This window comes from Citrobacter sp. TBCS-14 (assembly GCF_005280805.1).
Classification (GTDB): domain Bacteria; phylum Pseudomonadota; class Gammaproteobacteria; order Enterobacterales; family Enterobacteriaceae; genus Citrobacter; species Citrobacter gillenii.
The window spans coordinates 323-596 of record NZ_SZWM01000149.1 but is presented as its reverse complement, the minus strand read 5'-3'; the positions used below and the strand labels follow the sequence as shown (position 1 = coordinate 596).

1 protein-coding gene is annotated in these 274 nt (G+C 55.1%); it reads right to left on the bottom strand.

From position 1 onward, the window contains the following. Positions 1 to 102: 102 nt before the first annotated feature. The coding region (locus FDX22_RS30830; RefSeq protein ID WP_255432722.1) for an aldo/keto reductase at positions 103 to 274 on the bottom strand (172 nt) is incomplete at its 5' end.

Genomic DNA, 274 nt, shown 5'->3' with positions numbered 1-274 from the left:
TTTGGCAGCGCCGCCATTAGTCTGTTATATGCTGTTGCAACCAGGCCTACAGGGAACGCTGTCTGTAGGCCTGATAAGCGCAGCGCCATCAGGCGCTAACTGTTAAGGTGCAGGATAGGTATACACCTGATGCACCGCTTCAATCTCTGCCAGCACTTCCTCGCTCAACTCCAGATACAGGCTTTCAACGTTGGTTTTTAGCTGCTCCATCGTCGTGGCGCCCAGCAGTGTGCTGGCGACAAACGGCTGACGACGCACGAATGCCAGCGCCATT